At 72.3% G+C, this 14,003-nt stretch carries 16 protein-coding genes and 1 pseudogene; 9 read left to right on the top strand and 8 right to left on the bottom strand.

The features are described from left to right. The first annotated feature begins 31 nt into the window (after positions 1–31). The 3 genes from KUM40_RS35415 to KUM40_RS35405 all read left to right on the top strand — a co-directional run bounded on the left by KUM40_RS35415 (position 32) and on the right by KUM40_RS35405 (position 2,571). Positions 32–1,396 (top strand): amidohydrolase, encoded by a 1,365-nt coding sequence (locus KUM40_RS35415; RefSeq protein WP_217170411.1) that lies wholly within the window; start codon positions 32–34, stop codon positions 1,394–1,396. Positions 1,397–1,537: 141 nt separating this feature from the next. Next, positions 1,538–2,227, top strand: coding sequence for a DUF899 domain-containing protein (locus KUM40_RS35410; protein ID WP_217170410.1), 690 nt, complete (start codon positions 1,538–1,540; stop codon positions 2,225–2,227). A 155-nt stretch (positions 2,228–2,382) separates the two neighbouring features. Next, the gene (locus tag KUM40_RS35405; protein WP_217170409.1) at positions 2,383–2,571 is read left to right on the top strand and encodes a hypothetical protein; all 189 of its coding nucleotides are present in this window, start codon (positions 2,383–2,385) and stop codon (positions 2,569–2,571) included. A 45-nt stretch (positions 2,572–2,616) separates the two neighbouring features. On the opposite strand, the gene KUM40_RS35400 is transcribed toward KUM40_RS35405, so the two are convergent. After that, positions 2,617–3,051, bottom strand: coding sequence for a hypothetical protein (locus KUM40_RS35400; protein WP_217170408.1), 435 nt, complete (start codon positions 3,049–3,051; stop codon positions 2,617–2,619). Further along, a complete protein-coding gene (locus tag KUM40_RS35395; protein WP_217170407.1) occupies positions 3,048–3,689 on the bottom strand; it encodes an ATP-binding protein in 642 nt (213 codons plus the stop codon). Before KUM40_RS35395 ends, KUM40_RS35400 begins: the two co-directional genes overlap by 4 nt. A gap of 257 nt (positions 3,690–3,946) precedes the next feature. Here KUM40_RS35395 and KUM40_RS35390 point away from each other — a divergent pair, with 257 nt between their 5' ends. The 3 genes and pseudogenes from KUM40_RS35390 to KUM40_RS35380 all read left to right on the top strand — a co-directional run bounded on the left by KUM40_RS35390 (position 3,947) and on the right by KUM40_RS35380 (position 5,530). Continuing rightward, complete coding sequence (locus tag KUM40_RS35390; protein WP_217170406.1) at positions 3,947–4,807, top strand: helix-turn-helix transcriptional regulator; 861 nt, start codon at positions 3,947–3,949, stop codon at positions 4,805–4,807. After that, positions 4,808–5,083: a DUF397 domain-containing protein gene (locus tag KUM40_RS35385; protein WP_217170405.1), complete on the top strand. Its 276-nt coding sequence runs from the start codon at positions 4,808–4,810 to the stop codon at positions 5,081–5,083. Between the two features lie 44 nt (positions 5,084–5,127). Continuing rightward, positions 5,128–5,530, top strand: a pseudogene (locus KUM40_RS35380) (SAM-dependent methyltransferase). A gap of 141 nt (positions 5,531–5,671) precedes the next feature. On the opposite strand, the gene KUM40_RS35375 reads toward KUM40_RS35380, so the two are convergent. Both KUM40_RS35375 and KUM40_RS35370 read right to left on the bottom strand, forming a co-directional pair. Next, positions 5,672–7,162, bottom strand: a complete 1,491-nt coding sequence (locus tag KUM40_RS35375) for a glutamate synthase subunit beta (protein ID WP_217170404.1) — start codon at positions 7,160–7,162, stop codon at positions 5,672–5,674. Positions 7,163–7,312: 150 nt separating this feature from the next. Further along, positions 7,313–7,792 (bottom strand): DUF1772 domain-containing protein, encoded by a 480-nt coding sequence (locus KUM40_RS35370; protein ID WP_217170403.1) that lies wholly within the window; start codon positions 7,790–7,792, stop codon positions 7,313–7,315. Positions 7,793–7,964: 172 nt separating this feature from the next. On the opposite strand from KUM40_RS35370, the gene KUM40_RS35365 reads away from it, so the two are divergent. Then, on the top strand, positions 7,965–8,597 hold the full coding sequence (locus KUM40_RS35365; RefSeq protein WP_217170402.1) for a uridine kinase: 633 nt from the start codon (positions 7,965–7,967) through the stop codon (positions 8,595–8,597). 34 nt (positions 8,598–8,631) lie between these two features. On the opposite strand, the gene KUM40_RS35360 is transcribed toward KUM40_RS35365, so the two are convergent. After that, the gene (locus tag KUM40_RS35360; RefSeq protein WP_217170401.1) at positions 8,632–9,759 is read right to left on the bottom strand and encodes a magnesium and cobalt transport protein CorA; all 1,128 of its coding nucleotides are present in this window, start codon (positions 9,757–9,759) and stop codon (positions 8,632–8,634) included. Between the two features lie 235 nt (positions 9,760–9,994). Here KUM40_RS35360 and KUM40_RS35355 point away from each other — a divergent pair, with 235 nt between their 5' ends. After that, a complete protein-coding gene (locus tag KUM40_RS35355; RefSeq protein WP_217170400.1) occupies positions 9,995–10,789 on the top strand; it encodes a methyltransferase domain-containing protein in 795 nt (264 codons plus the stop codon). A gap of 192 nt (positions 10,790–10,981) precedes the next feature. Here the strand turns inward: KUM40_RS35355 and KUM40_RS35350 are convergent, their stop codons facing one another. Together KUM40_RS35350 and KUM40_RS35345 are read right to left on the bottom strand one after the other, a co-directional pair. Next, on the bottom strand, positions 10,982–11,902 hold the full coding sequence (locus tag KUM40_RS35350; protein ID WP_217170399.1) for a carbohydrate kinase family protein: 921 nt from the start codon (positions 11,900–11,902) through the stop codon (positions 10,982–10,984). Further along, positions 11,899–12,804, bottom strand: coding sequence for a pseudouridine-5'-phosphate glycosidase (locus tag KUM40_RS35345; protein WP_217170398.1), 906 nt, complete (start codon positions 12,802–12,804; stop codon positions 11,899–11,901). Before KUM40_RS35345 ends, KUM40_RS35350 begins: the two co-directional genes overlap by 4 nt. Before the next feature lie 149 nt (positions 12,805–12,953). Between KUM40_RS35345 and KUM40_RS35340 the strand changes: the two genes are divergently transcribed. Further along, the gene (locus tag KUM40_RS35340) at positions 12,954–13,382 is read left to right on the top strand and encodes a VOC family protein (protein ID WP_217170397.1); all 429 of its coding nucleotides are present in this window, start codon (positions 12,954–12,956) and stop codon (positions 13,380–13,382) included. A gap of 41 nt (positions 13,383–13,423) precedes the next feature. On the opposite strand, the gene KUM40_RS35335 is transcribed toward KUM40_RS35340, so the two are convergent. Continuing rightward, complete coding sequence (locus KUM40_RS35335; protein WP_217170396.1) at positions 13,424–13,978, bottom strand: methylated-DNA--[protein]-cysteine S-methyltransferase; 555 nt, start codon at positions 13,976–13,978, stop codon at positions 13,424–13,426. Between the last annotated feature and the right edge of the window lie 25 nt (positions 13,979–14,003).

Raw genomic sequence — 14,003 nt, 5'->3', positions numbered from 1 at the left:
CGCAGCGTCGCCCGCCCCGTACGTTGGCGTGATGACGCCTTCTTCGCACGGGAAGCCCGCGGATCTCGTCATCACCGGCTGCACCGTCCTCGTGCACGACGACCGGGAAGAGATCGGCTTCCGGGAGGACGCCGCCGTCGTCGTACGGGACGGGGTCGTCGAATCCGTGACGACCGCCGCGGCCGTGGACGGCCTGGCCGCCGCCGACCGCATCGACGCCCGGGGCCAGGTCGCCCTCCCCGGCCTGATCAACTGCCACACGCACACGCCGATGGTCGCGCTGCGCGGTCTCGCCGAGGATCTGCCCACCGAGGAGTGGTTCAACGACGTCGTCTGGCCCGTCGAGTCCAACCTCACGGTACGGGACGTGATCCTGGGCGCCCGACTGGCCTGCGCCGAGATGATCCGCGCGGGGGTCACGACCTTCGCGGACAGCTACTTCCACATGGACGCCGTGGCCGCGGTCGTCACCCAGTGCGGGATGCGGGCGCAGTTGGGACAGGCGTACTTCTCCTCGCAGGGGCCCGAAGGTCTGGCGGCGTCACTGGAGTTCGCCCTGCGGCGCCGTGACGGGGCCGGTGGCCGGATCACCACCGCCCTCGCCCCGCACGCCCCCTACACGGTGGCCGACGCCGACCTCGCCGCCACCGCGGAACTCGCCCGCGCCCACGACCTGCCCGTGCACCTGCACGCCGCCGAGAACCGCGACCAGACCGACACGAGCCTCGCCCGGCACGGGGTCACCCCCATCGAGGTCCTGGAACGCACCGGCATCCTCGACACCGATGTACTCATCGCCCACGGCACCGGCATCACCGAGGGCGACCTGCCGCTCCTCGCGCGCGCGGGCGGCCGTACGGCGGTGGCGACCGCGCCCCGCGGCTACCTCAAGTTCGCCTGGCCCACCACGACACCCGTGCGCGCCCTGCGCGACATCGGCGTCCCCGTGGGGCTCGCCACCGACGGCGCCGCCTCCAACAACTCCCTCGACGTGTGGGAGTCGATGGCGCTCACGTCCCTGATCCAGAAGTCCACCGAGAACGACCCCCGCTGGCTGACCTCCCGTCAGGCCCTCCACCACGCCACCGTGCAGAGCGCCCACGCGGTCGGGCTCGGGGACACCGTCGGCCGTATCGCGCCGGGGCGGCGGGCGGACCTCGTCCTGGTCGACCTCACAGGTCCGCACACCCAGCCCGTGCACGACCTCGCCGCCACCCTGGTGCACAGCGCGCGCTCCGCCGACGTGCGCACGACGATCGTCGACGGGCGCGTCCTCATGCGGGACCGCGAACTGCTCACCGTCGACGTGGCCGAGGTGGCGCGGGAACTGGGGGAGCGGCTGCCCGCCCTGACCGACCGCGGGCACGGCCGGCGCGTCCAGGAGTACGACACCTGAAAGACCGGCTCAACGGCGATTCGGCACCCTGCGGAAAAGAATCCTGCCGGGCAGCGATGAGTTCCGCTGCGGCCTTCGGTCACCACCCCGACGGACCGTCGGGTCCTCGGACCGAAGCACGTCGCACAGGAGGCTGGAGCCATGTCGCTGCCCGAGATCGTCACCCGCGCGGACTGGCGCGCGGCGCGCGAGGCCTTACTGGCCAAGGAGAAGGCGGCCACCCGCGCGCGTGACGCCCTCAACGCCGACAGACGCGGGCTGCCCATGGTGGAGATCGACAAGGAGTACGTGTTCGAGGGCGGCGACGGCAAGGCCACCCTGCTCGACCTCTTCGAGGGCCGCGACCAGCTCGTCGTCCACCACTTCATGTTCGCGCCCGAGTGGGACGCCGGCTGCCCCGGCTGCTCGGCCTTCCTGGACCAGATCGGGCACCTCGCGCACCTGAGGGCACGCGGCACCTCGTTCGCGGCCGTCTCCCGGGCGCCGTATCCGAGGATCCTGCCGTTCAAGGCCCGGATGGGCTGGACACTGCCCTGGTACTCGTCGTACGTGAGCGACTTCAACACCGACTTCGAGGTGACCGTCGAGCACGAGGGCGAGCTGGTCGAGCGGCCGGGGGTGAGCTGCTTCCTGCGGGACCGCGACCGGGTCTTCCACACCTACTCGACGTACGAGCGCGGCCTCGACGGGCTCGGCTCGACCACCAGCCTGCTCGACCTGACCGCGCTCGGCCGGCAGGAGCCGTGGGAGAAACCCGAGGGACGCGCGTCGGCTCTCGGCGCGCCCGCGGGCCGCGGGAGAGTCCGCCACCACGACGAGTACGACGACTGAGACGCTCCGTAGCGAAAGCGGCCGAACGGCTGAGGCGCGGCTCACACTTTGCGGTGAACGGGTGTCAACTATGTCTCAGTACCATCACCGCGCGAGGCGTTCGCTCCATGGTTGGCGTTTAACTCTACGAGTACAGCGCTACATGGAGGTGCGAGGTGAACGGGCGAACGGTGCTCGAACGCTTTCCCGCCGGCGGGCCGCGAGGGTCCTGGCCGGCGGAGGAGTTCGCACAGGCGCGGCGTCTTGAGGGGCTGCCCGCCGAGGTCGTCATGGACCTCGCCACGGACATGTTCCTGGTCGTCGTGCGCGGTGGCGACGCCGCCGTCGGCGGCGCGGCGGCCTGACGCCCCGGTAGGGGTACGCGGTCCGGTGCCGTCGCTCGCAGGCGCCTACGCGCTCACCGGGCGCGACCAGGTCGGCGTCGTGTTCGTCAGCCGGCACAGGGCCAGGTACAGCGGAATGGGCGGGGTGTAGGGGACCGTGCCGTCCGAGCGGTGGATGAGGCCGGGCAGACCCGGGCTGTCGGGTATGACCGCACCGGTGGCGTAGCGCGCGGGCGCGGGCCACTCCAGGGCGTAGTCGGAGTCGGACGGAACGATCCACCACCAGTGCGCCTCGTCGCCGTAGACGCATCCCACCCGCGGCAGCCGGGGCAGTACGAGGGGACCGAGCCGGGCGGGCACCGCCACCGCGTCGCAGCCCAGCGGCGCCGTCATGCCGTCCGGCACGGGCAGCCTCAGGGGCGTCCCGGGAGCGGTTCGTCCGCGCTGGAGGCGGATCATCGTGTCCAGACCCAGCGGCCGGATCCCGGACGCAGCCCTCATAGCCATTCGGTCCCCGTTCCGCGGAATACCTCGCGACGGCTTGCCTCCGCCTCGCCCTCGTCCCCCGCGTCGTCCGCGGGGCCGGGCTTCGGGCGGGCTCCCCAGCCCAGGTCGTTGTGGGGCTCCGACGGGTCGCGCGGTCCGTCGGCCTTGCGCGGCAGCTCGGCCCAGACCAGCAGTCCGGGACCGTGCTCGTGGGCGCCCCAGGCGTCGCACAGGGCGTCGACGAGGAGCAGTCCCCTGCCGTGCTCGTCCTCGGGCTGCTGATCGGCCGTGGGGTGGGGCTGGCCGGGGGCGCAGCCCTCGTCCCGCACGGCTATGCGGACCAGGTCGTCGATGTCGTGCAGTTCGCACACTATGTGTCTGCTCGCGGTGTGCACGATCGCGTTGGTCACCAGTTCGGAGACCACCAGGGCCGCCGTGTCACAGGTGTCCTCGCACACCGACCAGCCGCTCAGCCGGGCCCGGGTCAGGCGTCTGGCCTGTGAGGGAGAGCCCGGATGAGCGGCCAGCTCGAAACGGAACCGGCGCTCGGCGGCGGCGGCTCCCGAGGAGCCGGCTCCCATGGCGGCACCGAGGCCCAGGGAGCCCGCGGTGGCGTCTGTTCCTAAGGGCGCGGACGGAATCACGCTTGCCACTATCGCCCCGCCGTGAACACTTGGCAAGTGTCACTCTGAAAAATGCAGAGTGCTGTGTGACGCTCTGGACGGTCGTGGCACACTGCTCGCAACAGCACGTCGAGCGGCGCCACTTCAGGCCGTCGAAGACCTTCCCCGGTTTTCGAACAGGTCTTCGAATGGCGCCGCCGGGCTGTCCGCACCAGGGCACGCGGGGGTTGTCCGCACCAGGGCACAGGGACGCAAGGACTCTTTCGGGACTCTTCAGGAGGTGGGCGGTGAGCGAGCCGCGGTCCGCGCCGACGGTCGGCCAGGTCGTACTCGGCCGACGCCTGCTGGAACTGCGGGAACGTGCCGGTCTCAAGCGCGAGGAAGCCGCCCGCATCCTGCGTGTCGCCCCCGCCACGGTCCGCCGGATGGAGATGGCCGAGGTCGCCCTCAAGATCCCGTACCTCCAGTTACTGCTGAAGGCCTACGGTGTCGGCGACGAGGAGGCCGACGCGTTCGTCCGGCTGGCCGAGGACGCCAACAAACCGGGGTGGTGGCAGCGCTTCCACGACATCCTCCCCGGCTGGTTCTCGCTGTACGTCAGCCTGGAGGGCGCGGCCGCCCTGATCCGCGCCTACGAGCCCCACTTCGTCCCCGGGGTGCTGCAGACCGAGGACTACGCGCGCGGGGTGCTGCGCTCCGGCGCCATCGGGCAGACCCGGCCCGACGACATCGAGCGCCATGTCGACCTGCGCATGCAACGCCAGGGACTGCTCACCCGTGAGGACGCACCCCGGCTGTGGGTCGTGATGGACGAGACCGCGCTGCGCCGCCCCGTCGGGGGCCCGGAGGTGATGCGCGCCCAGATCGACCGGCTGCTCGAGGCCACGAAGCTGCCCAACGTGACACTGCAGGTCGCCCCGTTCGCCAGCGGGCCGCACCCCGGCACGTACGGGCCCTTCGTGCTCTTCCGATTCGCCATGCCGGAACTGCCGGACATGGTCTACAGCGAGTACCTGACCGGCGCCGTCTATCTCGATGCGCGCTCCGAGGTGGCGACCCACCTCGAGGTCATGGACCGCATGGCGGCGCAGGCCGCCACGGCACATCGCACGAAGGAGATCCTCCGGGATCTCCGCAAGGAGCTGTGAATGAATCGCATCAAACCCCAGCGCGCGCCACGCAACCGCGCCGAGCGGATCTACAACGGCATGCCCGCACGTGACCTGGGCAGCGAGGGCTGGCACAAGCCGTGGAGCGGCGGCAACGGAGGCAACTGCCTGGAGGCGATGAAGCTCTCCGACGGCCGGGTCGCGGTCCGGCAGTCCACCGATCCGGACGGGCCGGCGCTGATCTACACCTCGGCCGAGATGACGGCCTTCATCGAGGGGGCGAAGGCGGGAGAGGCGGACTTCCTGCTGTCTTGAGACGTGCGCCCTGTTGATTGTTGTTTTTAAGCTGTTTGGCACGGATTTGGCACAGAGTTCATCACCCATCGCGACGAGGACTCAACACCTGGGAGTGCGTCGACTGGTATCCCGGCGGAAAGGACAACCACCCGGTCGACGGCATCCGGCAGTCCTGGACGTCGGCACGGGTATCCCTACCGAGCCCAACCTGCACCAGGTCGCCCAGAAGATCGCACCCGACGCTCGCGGGATGATCCTGGACTTCGAGCGGACCGTCGCGCTGTCCCTGGTCCGCCGGCTGCTGGCCGGGGTGCCCTCCGGCAGTCACCTGGTGATGACCCACGCGACGCCCGCGACTTCACGCCCGAGGTGCCACAGGTGCGGCACCCGGGACTGGGCGAACCGGCCGCCGGACAGGAGGACGGGGTCATCCCGGGGTACGGCGCGGTGGCCCGCAAGCCGTGACGGGGGCGGGGTTGCCGGTGACGGGCACTCGGCCGTCACCGGACGGTGAGGTTGTCACCGGCCGGTGAGGCCGTCATCGAACGGTCAGGCCGTCGTCGGCCGGTCAGGCCGTCGTCGGTCGGTCAGGCCGTCATCGGTCGGTCAGGCCGTCATCGGTCGGTCGTACGGGCCGACCGGGGCCGGTAGCCGGGTGCTGCCGCCGGACAGGTGGCGGTCGACGGCCGCCGCCACCGCCCGCCCTTCCGCGATCGCCCATACGACGAGCGACTGCCCGCGGGCGGCGTCCCCGGCGGCGAACACCCCGGGCACGTTGGTCGCGAAGTCCCGGTCCCGGGCGATCGTGCCACGGGGCTCCATCTCCAGCCCCAGCCCTTCGACGAGCCCGTCCTCGCGGTCGGGCCCCGAGAAACCGAGGGCAAGGAGGACCAGGTCCGCGGGGAGCGAGCGCTCCGTGCCGGGCAGCGGACGGCGCCCGGCGTCCACCCCGACCAGGTGCAGCGAACACACATGCCCCTTCGCGTCGCCGGCGAAGCGGAGTGTGGACGCCGCGAACAGCCGCGCGTCCGCGTCCGCCGCAGGCGCCGACCGCAGGTCCCGCGCCTCCTCGTGCGCCGCCGACAACCGGTACAGCCGCGGATACGTCGGCCAGGGCTCGGCCTCCTCGTCACGCTCCGCGCCCGGCTGCGCGTAGATGTCCAACTGAGTCACGGACGCGGCCCGCTCCCGCACCGCCGTACCGAGGCAGTCCGCGCCCGTGTCGCCACCGCCGACGATGACGACGTGCTTCCCGGCGGCGGACAGCGGGGAGGACTCCAGGTCGCCCTCGCACACCCGGTTGGCCAGCGGAAGATACTCCATCGCCTGATGAATCCCGGCCAGCTCCCGGCCGGGCATGGGCAGCTCCCGCCACGCGGTCGCCCCGGTGGCGATCACCACCGCGTCGTACCGGGTCCGCAGCTCGGCGGCGCCCACGTCCCGTCCGACCGCCGTCGACGTACGAAATCTCGTCCCCTCGGCCCGCATCTGGTCCGTGCGCCGCTCTAGGTGCCGCTTCTCCATCTTGAACTCGGGGATGCCGTACCGCAGCAGCCCACCGACCCTGTCGTCCCGCTCGTACACGGCGACGGTGTGCCCGGCCCGGGTCAGTTGCTGCGCCGCCGCGAGACCCGCGGGTCCCGACCCGATCACCGCCACCGTCCTCCCGGACAGCCGGTCCGGCGGCCGCGGCGGGGTGAAGCCCTCCTCCCAGGCCCGGTCGGCGATCGCGCACTCGACGTTCTTGATGGTGACGGCGGGCTGGTTGATGGCGAGCACACAGCCCGCCTCGCACGGCGCCGGGCACAGCCGGCCGGTGAACTCCGGGAAGTTGTTCGTGGCGTGCAGCCGCTCGCTCGCCGCGCGCCAGTCCGACCGGGAGACCAGATCGTTCCAGTCCGGGATCAGGTTGCCCAGCGGACAGGCCTCGTGACAGAAGGGGACGCCGCAGTCCATGCAGCGGTCGGCCTGCCGGCCGACGATCGGCAGCAGCGCGCCCGGTACGTACACCTCGTTCCAGTCCCGGACCCGCTCCCCGGCAGGCCTGCGGGGCCACTCCTCGCGGGGCGTCGTCAGGAAACCCTTGGGATCGGCCATGGCCGTCTTCCTTGCGTACGGGGTGGCTGGCCGTGCGCCGTCGGGCGGCGCTCTCGCGCTCCACGATACGACCGGCCCGCCCCGCGCGCAGAGCACCAGACGACTCCTCGACCACGGCACCCCCGGCGGTGGCGGCGCGCCGTCCTTCCCTCAGGTGAGGGCCAGCACGTACGCCACCGCCGCGGCGGCCGAGGCGCCCGTACGGACGTGATTCCAGGCCGTCCACTCGCGCACGTACGACGGCCACCGCGCGGCCGCCTGCGCGGAACCCGGCTCCAGCCGGAGCAGCGCCGCGTTGCGGGGCACGTTGGCGGCGATGGTCACCCCGAACGACCCGGCCAGGTACAGCGCGCTGCCCAGCAGCAGCTCCACCGCGGTCTCCTCGGGCCACAGCACGAACGTCACCACGGCGATCACCGCCGCCAGCACCGCCGTCCCGAGGAACACGCACATGAAGGCCGGCCGTACCGCGGCCGTGTTGATCGCGTTCATCGCGGCGACCCCCTGCGCGGGCGGCAGCGCGGCGAGCCCCCGCATGACGAAGGTCGAGAAGGCGCAGAAGACCCCGGCCGCCAGTCCGGTCCCGAGTAAGCCCAGCACCGTCAGCACGAAGTACGGTCCGTCGATCATGTCGTGTCCACTCCCACCCGTCCCACCCGTCGAGTAGCTGCCCGCCCGGCTCGCCCGGCCGCCGATCACCCCAAGTCAACCTCCGCACCGGCACGGTGACCATGGCCGAGCGCCGCGAGCCCATGCGCGAACGTCCACGCGGACGCAGCGGCGACTGACGCATGATGGGCGGGTGCGACTGGAAGCGATCACCTGGGACCGGCTCGGCGAGCGGCTCGCCGAGCGCCTGCTCGACCTCGAGCCCGCCGACGGCGGCGCCTGGACCCGCGTCGCCCTCGACGGCGCCCCTGCCGCCCGCCCCGGCGACCTCGCCGAACGGGTCTCCGAGGCGCTGCGCGTCCGCGGCCGCCCCGCCCTCGTCGTCGCGACGGAGGGCTTCCTGCGCCCCGCCTCGCTCCGTCTGGAGTACGGGCACCAGGACGTCGAGTCCTACTACAACGGCTGGTACGACACCGGCGCCCTGTGGCGCGAGGTCTTCGACCCCCTCGGGCCCGGCGGCAACGGGCGGGTCCTGCCCGACCTGTGGGACCCGGTCACCGACCGCGCCACCCGCAGCCCCTATGCCCAGCTCCCGCCCGGCGGTGCGCTGCTGCTCCACGGTCCCTTCCTGCTGCGCCACTGGTTCCCCCTAGATCTGAGCGTCCATCTCTTCCTCACCCCCGGCGCCCTGCGCCGCCGCACCCCCGGGACCGAGCACTGGACCCTGCCCGCCTACGAGCGCTACGACGAGGAGACCGACCCCTCCTCCTCCGCCGACGTCCTGGTGCGTGCCGACGACCCACGGCATCCCGCGTGGAACGGCTGACGCCCGCGGTGCACGGCAGGTCCGTCGCGGCGGCTCAGAGCCAGCCGTTGCGCCGGAAGCCACGGTGCAGCGCCAGGCAGGCGACGGCTATCACGCCTATGACCAGGCCGTAGCCGTACCGCCAGCCCAGCTCAGGCATGTGGTCGAAGTTCATGCCGTAGACGCCGCAGACCATCGTGGGCACGGCGACGATCGCGGCCCAGGCCGTGATCTTCCGCATGTCCTCGTTCTGCGCGACCGTCACACGGGCGAGATGCGCCTGGAGGATGGAGTTGAGGAGTTCGTCGAAGGCCGCGATCTGCTCGGTGGCCCGCAGAAGGTGGTCGGCGACGTCGCGGAAGTAGGCCTGTATCTCCGGCTCGACCACGCGGAACGGCCGCGTGGCCAGTTCCTCCAGCGGCCGGCCGAGGGGCACCACGGCCCGCCTCAGCTCCAGAAGTTCACGCTTGAGCTGGTAGATGCGCCCGGGGTCGACCCGTGCGCCGTTCTCCGCGAACACCTCCGTCTCGACATGGTCGATGTCCGCCTGGACCGACTCGATGACGCCGAGGTAGTCGTCCACCACATGGTCCGCGATCGCGTGCAGTACCGCCGACGGCCCCTTGGCGAGCTGCGCGGGATCGGACTCCAGCCCCTCCCGCAACGGTCCCAGCGAGCCGTGCCGCCCGTGCCGCACGGTGATCACGAAGTCCTGGCCGACGAACACCATGATCTCGCCGGTGCTCACCACCTCGCTCGTGGCCGTGAGCTCCTCGTGCTCCACGTAGCAGACCGTCTTGAACACGGCGAAGAGCGTCTCTTCGTACCGCTCCACCTTGGGCCGCTGGTGGGCCTCGATCGCGTCCTCGACCGCCAGCGGGTGCAGCTCGAAGAGTTCCGCGACGCCCTCGAACTCCTGGTCCGTCGGCTCGTGCAGGCCGAGCCAGACGAAGCCCGCTCCGCGCCTGCGCATCCGCGCCACCACGTCGACCGGATCGCCGCCCTCGGGGGTGCGGACACCGTCCCGGTAGGTCACGCAGTTCACCACCGAGGAACCCAGCGGGGAGCGGGCGGGGTGGCTCAGGTCCACCCGCGGCCGCCGCCGAGCCAGCCGTGCCACCTTCCGGAGGCCGCCGGCCCTGCCCAGCCCCGTGACCTTCCGCAGATTGCCTGCCATGGTCATCCGAATCTCCTCGCGTGGGTCCCCTCGCGCCGTGCTTCCCGCGCCTTGGCAGGCCAGTTTGCCAGGTCGGCGGATACGGCGAACGAGCCTGTGGAAACGGAGGATTCCGCTTTGTTCCCGCCTGTGGACGGGCCGTTCGGGCCCGCACGCGCTCTCCGCCCGGCCGGCTCGGAGGGCCCCTCGTGCCGGAGCGTCGCCCCCTTCGGACGAGCGGGACAACTGGGATGATCCCAGCATGACGCGAACCGACGGATACCTCCTCGACAACGGGCAGGCCGAGGCGGCGGAGCGCTTCGACGCCTTCGCCACGCTCTTCGACCCCACGACCTTCCGGCACCTGGAGACGCTCGGCGTCGGCCCCGGCTGGCGCTGCTGGGAGGTCGGGGCCGGAGGCACCTCCGTGGTGTCGTGGCTGGCCAAGAAGGTGGGCCCGACCGGCAGGGTCCTCGCGACGGACATCGACACCTCGCGGGTCGCGCCGGCCGGCCGGCCACCGGTCGAGGTGCGGGTGCACGACGCGGGCGCGGAGGAACCGCCGGGGGAGGGATTCGACCTGGTGCACGCAAGGCTCGTACTCGTCCATGTCCCCGACCGGGAAAGGGCGTTGCAGTCGATGATCAAGGCCTTGCGTCCCGGCGGCCGCCTCCTGGTCGAGGACGCCGACCCGGCGCTCCAGCCCCTGCTCTGCCCCGACGAGCACGGCCCCGAGCAGCAACTGGCGAACCGGCTGCGGCACGGCTTCCGCGAGCTGCTCTCCCGTCGTGGCGCCGACCTCTCCTACGGCCGTCGGCTGCCCCGTCTGCTCCGGGAGGCGGGGCTGCGCCGGGTGGAGGCCGACGCCTACTTTCCGCTCACCTCACCCGCGTGCGCCGCTCTGGAGTCCGCGACGGTCCGTCAGATCCGCGAACAACTGGTCGCCGCTGGGGTGGCCACCCACGACGACATCGACCGCCACCTCGCGAACGTCGCGTCCGGGGACATGGACCTCGCGACGGCCCCGATGATCTCGGCGTGGGGGCGCAAAGGATAAGGCAAAGGATAAGAAGAACCGCAAAGGATAAGAAGAACAAGGAGGCCCGCGGGAGCGGGCCCCGGTCTCGGCCCGGTCCCACCCGCGCCGCAGGCAGCCTCGATGGCTCCCGACGCATCCGCCGGCTCCCGCACCTCCCGCATCTGTCGCCGCTTCCCGCACCTACGGGTCAGCCGGTCACAGGTCAGCCGGTCACAGGTCGGCCGTCCGTGGCGGTCTCCCGCCCACCCGCTCGACCGCCCGCGCCCCTGCCCGGCACCCCGCGACCGCCGCCTCCTCGGGCTCCGCGCCCGCGAGCAGCGCGGCGAGGAACGCGCCGGTGAAGGCGTCACCGGCGCCCGTACTGTCCCGCGGCGACGCCGTGACGGCGGCGACCCGCGTGCTCACGGTGCCGGACCGGGCCACCAGGGCCCCCTCCGCGCCCTGCTTGACGATCACCAGCGGAACGTGCCGGCTGAGCTTCGCCGCCGCGTCCGCCGTGTCGGGCAGCCCGGTGAGCAGGCATGCCTCGTCACGACTGGGCAGCAGGACGTCCACACCCTCGACCAGGCCGAGGAAACGGTCGACGCCCAGTCCGGTGAGGAACCCGGCCGACGCCGGGTCCAGGCTGACCGGCACCCCACGCGCGCGGGCCGCGGCCAGGGCGGCCGACACCAGGGCGCGGCTCGGCTCCGAGAAGAGGAGGTAGCCCGAGAGGTGCAGCCGGCCCACGCCGTCGAGCAGCGTGTCCGACCAGTCGTCCGGCCCGATCCGCAACGCCGCCCCGCTGTCCGTCAGGAACGTCCGCTCGGCCTCGTCACCCGTGTCGACCAGGCAGATCACCGTCCCCGTGGGCGCCGCCGCGTCGACGACCAGAAGCGGACGTACACCATGCGCCGCCAGCTCCCGCTCGTGCCAGACCGACGCGTCGGCGCCGACCCGGCCCAGCAGCCGCACGTCCCCGCACCCTCCGTACGCGGCCCAGCAGGCCACGTTGGCACCCGCCCCGCCGGGCAGCCGCCGGATCGAGGCGGCGGTGTCCGTGCCGGCGGCCAGCGGTCCCCGGTGCCGGGCGACGACGTCCGTGACGACGTCCCCGACGACCAGCAGCGCACCGTCCGGCTTCGCGGTCATGCCCCGGTCCAGGCCGCGGCGATCCGGGCCGCCAGCCGCACGTTCCCGCGCACCGCCGCCAGGTTGGCGTTCAGCGAGGCGCCGTCGGTGAGACGTACCAGACGGTCGAGGAGGAACGGCGTGACCGCCTGGCCCGTGATCCCCTCCGCCTCGCACGCGTGCAGCGCGTCGGCCAGCACACGCGCGTGGAGCGCGGGATCGAGCTGTGCCTCCTGAGGAACGGGGTTGGCGACCACGAGCGCGGAGTGCGGCCCGCCCAGCGCGTCCTGCGCCCGCATGACCGCCGCCACCTGCTCCGGATCGTCCAGCGTCCAGTCCACCGGATGCCCCGAGTCGGACAGGTAGAAGCCGGGGAAGCGGTCCGTGCCGTATCCGGCCACCGCGACCCCCAGCGTCTCCAGTCGTTGCAGGGTCGCCGGCACGTCCAGGATGGACTTCACGCCCGCGCAGACCACCGTGATCCCGGTGCGGGCCAGCAGGCCCAGGTCGGCCGACTCGTCCTGCGTCACCGTCCACTGCCGGTGGACGCCGCCCAGTCCACCGGTCGCGAACACCCGTACGCCGGCCAGGGCCGCGAGCCGGGCGGTCGCCGACACGGTGGTCGCCCCGCTCGCGCCGGTGGCCAGCGCGAGCGGCAGGTCCCGGTGCCCCAGCTTGCGGATGCCGTCCTCATTGGCGACCCGCTCCAACTGCTCCTTGTCCAGGCCGACATGGGGCCGTCCGTCCAGCACGGCGATCGTCGCCGGTACGGCGCCCTCCCGCCGCACCGCCTCCTCCAGCTCCCGCGCCACCAGCAGATTGCGCGGGCGCGGCAAGCCGTGCGCGATGATCGTGGACTCCAGGGCCACCACGGGGCGACGCGCGTCGACCGCCGCCCGTACCTCTTCCGACACCACCAGCATCAGCGCCTGCTTCCTGTCCGACTGTCCGACGGTTCTCCCTCGGCTGCCCGGTCTCCCTCATCTCTGGCGGGCGGGGGACCGGGCCAAACCCCCGCCAGTGCAGCGGCGGGCCCTTGCGGCTCTCGGGACAGGGCAGGAGTCTGGAAACCATGACGGACAACACGACACGTCTCGACCACGTGGTCCTCTGGGTGCGCGACCCGGTCGCCGCGGCCGGCTTCTACGAGAAGAACCTGGGGCTGGAGCCCCTGCGGGTCACCGAGTACGCCGCGGGAACCGTGAGCTTCCCCTCCGTGCGCCTCAACGACGAGACCATCCTCGACCTCGCACCGCGCTCCATGGCGCAACGCATGCGCGTGGTCCCCGGCGCCGACGCCAGTGCGGGACATCCCGTCAACCACATCTGCCTGTCCCTGGCAGCGCACGACTTCGACGCACTGCGCGTCCGGCTGACGGAGCAGTCGATTCCGGTCTCGGAACTCTCCTACGACTCCTACGGAGCCCGCGGCATGGCCAGGCGAAGCTTCTACTTCGGCGACCCGGACGGCAACATCATCGAGGCCCGGCACTACGAGTAGCCCCACCCGTCCGGTGCCGCCTCTCACAACAAGGGCGCGGGTCAGAACAGGGGCTCGGGCAGCACGCCCTCCAGCGCGAGCAGCCGCCGCTTGGTGTCCACGCCGCCGCCGAACCCGCCGATGCCGCCGTCGCTCTCGACGACCCGGTGGCACGGCACGACGACCGGCAGCGGATTGGCTCCCATGGCCATGCCCACCGCCTGTGCGGCGCCTGGCCGGCCCACCCGGCCGGCCAGGTCGCCGTAGCCGACGACCGAGCCGTGGGGGACGCCGGACGCCAGCTCGCGCAGCACCTGCCGGTTGAAGCCCGAGATCAGCGACCAGTCCAACGGCAGCTCGAAGTCGCGCCTGTCGCCCGCGAAGTACGCCGCCACCTGGCGTATCGCCTCGGCCAGCAACGGTGAGCCGGGCGCCTCGACGGGCTCCGTGCCCAGCCGGGCCGCGAGCCTTTCGAGCGCCCGGTCGCGCGCGGCGCCGGTGGCGTGGAACACGACGTTGACCAGACCGTCGCGGGTGGCGGCCAGCAGCAGCGGACCGATGCCGGTGCCGACGACGGTCCACACGACCTGCTGCTCGTAGTGCCCATGGCTGTCCATGCGCCCACCGTACGGCCGGCCACTG

Origin of the sequence: Streptomyces sp. AC512_CC834, from assembly GCF_019049325.1 — a bacterium.
Lineage (GTDB): Bacteria > Actinomycetota > Actinomycetes > Streptomycetales > Streptomycetaceae > Streptomyces.
This window is presented reverse-complemented; position numbering and strand designations above follow the sequence as displayed.

Bases quoted from the DNA above. Each gene is read 5' to 3' on its own strand.
- KUM40_RS35345 (WP_217170398.1), bottom strand. From the start codon at position 12,804: ATGCTGGTGGTGTCGGAAGAGGTACGGGCGGCGGTCGACGCGCGTCGC.
- KUM40_RS35400 (WP_217170408.1), bottom strand. From the start codon at position 3,051: ATGAGGGCTGCGTCCGGGATCCGGCCGCTGGGTCTGGACACGATGATC.
- KUM40_RS35360 (WP_217170401.1), bottom strand. From the start codon at position 9,759: ATGACCATGGCAGGCAATCTGCGGAAGGTCACGGGGCTGGGCAGGGCC.
- KUM40_RS35355 (WP_217170400.1), top strand. From the start codon at position 9,995: ATGACGCGAACCGACGGATACCTCCTCGACAACGGGCAGGCCGAGGCG.
- KUM40_RS35410 (WP_217170410.1), top strand. From the start codon at position 1,538: ATGTCGCTGCCCGAGATCGTCACCCGCGCGGACTGGCGCGCGGCGCGC.
- KUM40_RS35385 (WP_217170405.1), top strand. From the start codon at position 4,808: ATGAATCGCATCAAACCCCAGCGCGCGCCACGCAACCGCGCCGAGCGG.
- KUM40_RS35375 (WP_217170404.1), bottom strand. From the start codon at position 7,162: ATGGCCGATCCCAAGGGTTTCCTGACGACGCCCCGCGAGGAGTGGCCC.
- KUM40_RS35335 (WP_217170396.1), bottom strand. From the start codon at position 13,978: ATGGACAGCCATGGGCACTACGAGCAGCAGGTCGTGTGGACCGTCGTC.
- KUM40_RS35415 (WP_217170411.1), top strand. From the start codon at position 32: ATGACGCCTTCTTCGCACGGGAAGCCCGCGGATCTCGTCATCACCGGC.
- KUM40_RS35370 (WP_217170403.1), bottom strand. From the start codon at position 7,792: ATGATCGACGGACCGTACTTCGTGCTGACGGTGCTGGGCTTACTCGGG.
- KUM40_RS35340 (WP_217170397.1), top strand. From the start codon at position 12,954: ATGACGGACAACACGACACGTCTCGACCACGTGGTCCTCTGGGTGCGC.
- KUM40_RS35350 (WP_217170399.1), bottom strand. From the start codon at position 11,902: ATGACCGCGAAGCCGGACGGTGCGCTGCTGGTCGTCGGGGACGTCGTC.